Consider the following 5,351-nt stretch of genomic DNA (forward strand, 5'->3'; position numbering starts at 1 on the left):
CGGCGCCCGCACGGAGGCCGACTGCGCGGCGGTCGCCGCCGCGGTCGCCGACGCCGCCTCCCTGCGCCTGGTGGGCGTCGCCGGATACGAGGGCGAGGTGCCGGACGCCTCTCCCGAGCGGGTGCGGGAGTGGCTGCGCCGACTCGTGGCGCTGGCCGTGGACCTCGACGCGGCCGGCCGCTTCGACGCGCTGGCCGACGGCGAGGAGATCCTGGTCAGCGCGGGTGGCAGCGCGTGGTTCGACGCCGTCGCCGATGTGTTCGCCGAGATCCCGGCGCTGAGCCGGCCCGTCCTCAAGCTGCTGCGCTCCGGCGCGTACGTCAGCCATGACGACGGCCACTACCGCCACCTCACCCCCTTCAACCGCATCCCCGAGGAGGGCGCGCTGCAGCCCGCCTTCCGCCTCTGGGCCCAGGTCGTCTCCCGCCCCACCCCCGAGCAGGCGTTCGTCAACGCCGGCAAGCGCGACGCGGCCTACGACCTGGACCTCCCGGAGGCACAGGTCGTCCGCTCCGCACGCGACGGCTCCGTGCGGCCGGCCACCGGCGTCACCGTGAGCGGGCTGTCCGACCAGCACGGCTGGGTGCGCACCGAGGCGGGCGCCGAGCTGGAGGTCGGCGACTGGATCGGGATGGGGCTCTCGCACCCCTGCACCTCCTTCGACAAGTGGCAGCTGATCCCGCTGGTGGAGGCGGACGGCACCGTCACCGACTACATCCGCACCTTCTTCTGATCCCGGCGGAGCCACTCCTCCCTCCCGAAAGGCGACATCCCATGGACCTGGTCATCCGCGACGCCCGCGTCGTCGACGGCACCGGTGCCCCCTCCTACCGCGCCGACGTGGGCATCACGGACGGCCGGATCACCGAGATCCGCAGTGAGGGCGACGGCCCCCGCCCCACCGCCGCCCGCACCCTGGACGCGGACGGCCTCGCGCTCTCGCCGGGCTTCATCGACATGCACGCGCACAGCGACCTCGCTCTGCTGCGCGACCCCGACCACAGCGCGAAGGCCGCCCAGGGCGTCACCCTGGAAGTCCTCGGCCAGGACGGCCTGTCGTACGCCCCCGCCGACGACCGCACCCTCGCGGAGGTCCGCCGCTCCATCGCCGGCTGGAACGGCGACGGCAGCGACATCGACTTCGACTGGCGCACCGTCGGCGGCTACCTGGACCGGCTCGACCGCAACTTCGGCGGCCAGGGCATCGCCGTGAACGCCGCCTACCTCGTCCCGCAGGGCACCGTCCGGATGCTCGCGGTCGGCTGGGACGACCGCCCCGCCACCGACGCGGAGCTGGACCGCATGAAGGAGCTCGTCGCCCAGGGCATGGCGGAGGGTGCGGTCGGCATGTCCTCGGGCCTGACGTACACCCCCGGGATGTACGCGAAGGACGCCGAACTCACCGAGCTGTGCCGGGTGGTGGCGGAGCACGACGGTTACTACTGCCCGCACCACCGCTCCTACGGCGCGGGAGCGCTCGCCGCGTACGAGGAGATGGTGCAGCTCACCCGCGACGCCGGCTGCGCCCTGCATCTCGCCCACGCCACCATGAACTTCGGCGTGAACAAGGGGAAGGCCCCCGAGCTCCTGTCCCTCCTGGACGACGCGCTGGCGACCGGCGCCGACATCTCCCTCGACACCTATCCGTACACCCCCGGCTGCACGACCCTCGTGGCGATGCTGCCCAGCTGGGCGAGCGAGGGCGGGCCCGAGTCGATCCTGACCCGGCTCGCGGACGAGGCGACGGCGGAACGCATCCGCCACCACATGGAGGTCCTGGGCTCCGACGGCTGCCACGGCGTCCCGATCGAGTGGGACACGATCGAGATCTCCGGCGTCGGCTCCCCCGGACTGTCCGGCCACGTCGGCCTCACGGTGGCCGAGTCCGCCCGGCGGCGCGGCGAGGAGCCCTGGGTGACGGCCCGTCGGGTACTCGTCGAGGACCGGCTGGGCACGACGATCCTCCAGCACGTCGGCCACGAGGAGAACGTCCAGCAGATCATGCGCCACCGGGTGCACACCGGCGGCAGCGACGGCATCCTCCAGGGCGACAAGCCCCACCCCCGCGCGTACGGCACGTTCCCCCAGTACCTCGGCCGGTACGTACGGGAGCTGGGCATCCTCTCGCTGGAGGAGTGCGTCGCCCACCTCACCTCCCGGCCGGCCGCCCGGCTGCGCCTGCCGGACCGCGGGTACGTCCGCGAGGGTTACCGCGCCGACCTGGTCCTCTTCGATCCGGCCACCGTGGCGGCCGGATCGACCTTCGACGAGCCGCGCACCCTGCCGGTGGGCGTCCCGCACGTCCTGATCGACGGCCGTTTCGTCATCGAGGACGGCAGGCGGACCTCCACCCTGGCGGGCCGGGCGGTCCGGGGCGGCGGACGCGCCGCCAGGGACTGACGGACTGGTCCGGACCGAAGTGCGTCAGCCGGTCCGGGGTGGGCGCGGCCGCGCGGGGGCCCTCACCTGCGGGAGCGGGGGTGGTTCTGGTCGCGCCAGGTCCGAGGCGATATCCCGAACGCCCGTTTGAACACCTTGCTGAAGTGGGTCGCGTCCACGAAGCCCCAGCTCCGGCCTATCGCCGCGATGGTCCGGAGCCGCCCGTTCGGGCCGGCCAGCTCCCGCCTGCACTCGGCCAGGCGGCGTGTACGGATCCAGTCTCCGAGGCTGATCCCCGACCGCGACAGCACCACGTAGAGATGACGTACGGAGATGCCGTGCGCGGCGGCGATCTGTGCCGCCGAAAGGCCGGGATCAGCCAGGTGGGACCGGATGTACTGGGTGATCCGCAGGCTGAGTGTGGTTTCCGACGGACCCCTGGCCAGGCCGGAGTCGCCGTACTGGGACGTCAGGACGGCACGGAGGAGGCCGACGCTGGGTTCCACGACGGTCTCGGCGTGCGCACCCTGGTGCAGTTCGTCGCTGACGGCCAGTTGGGAGAAGTAGGTGAAGGCGAGGCGCGCGATGGGGTTGCCGGATCCCAGGGGGACCGCGGTGATGTCTCTCAGCAACCGGTCGGGGAGCGCGAGCGCCGCGCGGGGAAACAGGATGAAGCGGTGGTCGACTCCCTGGTCGAAGAGAAGTGTGTAGGGAGCTGTCGATTCGTACACGACGCAGTCCCCCGGCCCCAGCAGGCACTCGCGGCCGTTCTGCACCACCATGCTGCTGCCCGTCATCTGAACACCGAGAGAGACGGCCGGCTCCTCGTCCTCACGGGCGAGCCGCTCCGTCCGGCGCATCCTGACCGCGGTCGCCCGCGCCGAGCAGATCTTGAGGGGCCCCACGGTACCGAGACCCAGGCGGACGTCGATGTCCTCGGCCGCAGGACCGTGGTCGATGTCGATGGCCACCATGGACTTCCACACCGCGTTCCGGATCACTTCCTCCCGGTCCCGCGACGGTATGAACGCGGTGTCCAGGGCCGGGCTCATGCGGCAGACCTCCGTCTGCTCCGATCGCTGAGCCGGCCCGGCAGTACTTCGGTCCGTTGCCCCACACGTTCCCCCTAGGCGCGTCGGTTCCTGACGTCAGTGTGTCGGGAGCCCCTCGCGCCGTGCAACGGCTTCGACGGCGACACGCGGGGCCGGTCCCCGCTGATGCGGCGCCGCATCGAGGCGGTGCACCACTGACAAACTTCCCTGCACGGACGACACATTCCGAAGCCCACGATGTCCCTAAGGTCCACGGAGGGCCGGAGAACGGGACGGCACACACCCGCTTCACGAGCCTTGTCCACGCCCTCTCCCGTCCGCATCACGCCAAGACCGGACCGAGGGCGGAAAAGGGCTCGTCGAACGTGGCTCGGACGCCGCGTCAGCCGTAGGGAGAGCGCATCACATGAGGCGGACATTCTCCGCATCCGTTGCCGTCGCGGCGGCCGCCTGCATCACGGCGGGCTGTGGTGCCGGGACGGGTGCCACGGCGAACTCGGCAAAGCCGTCGACGAGGGACACGGTCGCGATTTCGGACAGCGAACTCCGCGACCTGACCGTTCCCGAGGAGATGGAAATCGAGTACGCCGAGTACGCACTCGTCAAGGAGTGCATGCAGAACAAGGGATTCTCGTACTGGGTGGGGCCGGTGGCGAGCGCGGAGGCCCGCAAAGCGGGCCGTTATGTGAACGACGACGTCGCGTGGGCGAAGAAGTACGGCTACGGCCGGCCCTTCGACGAGGCGGCCGGGAAGGAGCGCAGCGAGCACCCCAACGTCCGGTACCCCAACGCGCTCCCGCGAGAGGACCGCATCCGCTACAACACGGCTCTCAACGGCGACTACGACGACGTACTGAGTGTGGACCTGCCGGCCGGAGGCACCGTCGAGACCCCCCGGACGGGCTGCTGGGCCGGGGCCCGGACGCACCTCTACGGAGACCTCGAGGCCTGGTTCAAGGCAAAGAAGACCGTCACAAGCCTGACCCCGCTCTATGTCCCGCGCATTCTCGCGGACGAGCAGATGAAGAAGACGGTCAGCGCCTGGTCGCACTGCATGAAGGAAGCCGGCCGTCCGTTCTCCTCGCCGGACGAGATCCGCGAGAAGCGCACCGCGGACACCGCGGACATGAGCGCGCAGGAGGCCCGGTCCTACGAGGTCGAGTTGGCGGTGGCCGAGGCCACGTGTGCCGTGAGGACGAATCTCGGAAAGACCGCGCGCCGGCTCGAACGGGAACACCGGTCCGCCCTGTTGAAGAAGTACGGCAAGGAGAACGCCGCCTACCGGCGCATGGGACTGGTCGCGCTCTCCCGGGCCCGGGATCTCACGGGCGAGTGACTCACAGATTTCCGCGGCCCAGCGGTCGCGGATGAATCCACACCCACACATGAAGGAGTACCACCTCATGCGTAAGGCTTTCGCTGCCCTCACGACCGTCGCCCTGGCCTCCCTCGGCGCCCTCGTCCCCGCCACCTCCGCCCAGGCGGCGGACTGCTCCGACGCCATGTCCGGCGCGCTCTCCGGCTACATGTACGCGTACGACAGCACCAACTGCGCCGGCCACCTCGGCCACGCGTCCGGCGACGACTCCAACTGGGGTGACTCCGCGCTGAGCTTCCAGGGCGGCGACGCCAACAAGGCGTCGTCGATCCTGAACAACGGCAACAGCTACGAGGTCAAGTTCTACAACGGCACCGGCCACAGCGGTGGACACATCTGTCTCAGCCGGTCCGAGGGCTGGGCGTCCAGCCTGTCCAACGACACCTACAGCACCGGCGTCTCGGCGAACAACAGCATCAGCAGTCACGCGTGGGCCAGCGCCTCCAACTGCTCCAAGTGGGCGGTCTGACCGCTCCCGCGCACGGGAACGCACCACGCCTCCCGCGCATCTGACCACCTCGGCTCGCCGGCCTCTTCCCGGC

4 protein-coding genes and 1 pseudogene are annotated in these 5,351 nt (G+C 70.7%); 4 read left to right on the forward strand and 1 reads right to left on the reverse strand.

Going from position 1 to position 5,351, the window contains the following annotated elements:
- Positions 1 to 733, forward strand: a pseudogene (locus VN520_RS17760) (amino acid deaminase); the annotation flags it as partial.
- A gap of 41 nt (positions 734 to 774) precedes the next feature.
- Positions 775 to 2,400: a D-aminoacylase gene (locus VN520_RS17765; protein WP_325747906.1), complete on the forward strand. Its 1,626-nt coding sequence runs from the start codon at positions 775 to 777 to the stop codon at positions 2,398 to 2,400.
- A gap of 62 nt (positions 2,401 to 2,462) precedes the next feature.
- On the opposite strand, the gene VN520_RS17770 is transcribed toward VN520_RS17765, so the two are convergent.
- The gene (locus VN520_RS17770; RefSeq protein ID WP_325747907.1) at positions 2,463 to 3,431 is read right to left on the reverse strand and encodes a helix-turn-helix domain-containing protein; all 969 of its coding nucleotides are present in this window, start codon (positions 3,429 to 3,431) and stop codon (positions 2,463 to 2,465) included.
- 406 nt (positions 3,432 to 3,837) lie between these two features.
- Here VN520_RS17770 and VN520_RS17775 point away from each other — a divergent pair, with 406 nt between their 5' ends.
- Together VN520_RS17775 and VN520_RS17780 are read left to right on the forward strand one after the other, a co-directional pair.
- On the forward strand, positions 3,838 to 4,767 hold the full coding sequence (locus VN520_RS17775) for a hypothetical protein (protein WP_325747908.1): 930 nt from the start codon (positions 3,838 to 3,840) through the stop codon (positions 4,765 to 4,767).
- A 67-nt stretch (positions 4,768 to 4,834) separates the two neighbouring features.
- A complete protein-coding gene (locus tag VN520_RS17780; RefSeq protein ID WP_325747909.1) occupies positions 4,835 to 5,278 on the forward strand; it encodes a peptidase inhibitor family I36 protein in 444 nt (147 codons plus the stop codon).
- The last annotated feature ends 73 nt before the right edge of the window (positions 5,279 to 5,351 follow it).

It is taken from the genome of Streptomyces sp. (genome assembly GCF_035563135.1).
GTDB lineage: Bacteria > Actinomycetota > Actinomycetes > Streptomycetales > Streptomycetaceae > Streptomyces.

What these genes read in the sequence shown, in the direction of transcription:
- VN520_RS17780 (WP_325747909.1), top strand. Translation starts at nt 4,835, where the DNA reads ATGCGTAAGGCTTTCGCTGCCCTCACGACCGTCGCCCTGGCCTCCCTC.
- VN520_RS17765 (WP_325747906.1), top strand. Translation starts at nt 775, where the DNA reads ATGGACCTGGTCATCCGCGACGCCCGCGTCGTCGACGGCACCGGTGCC.
- VN520_RS17770 (WP_325747907.1), bottom strand. Translation starts at nt 3,431, where the DNA reads ATGAGCCCGGCCCTGGACACCGCGTTCATACCGTCGCGGGACCGGGAG.
- VN520_RS17775 (WP_325747908.1), top strand. Translation starts at nt 3,838, where the DNA reads ATGAGGCGGACATTCTCCGCATCCGTTGCCGTCGCGGCGGCCGCCTGC.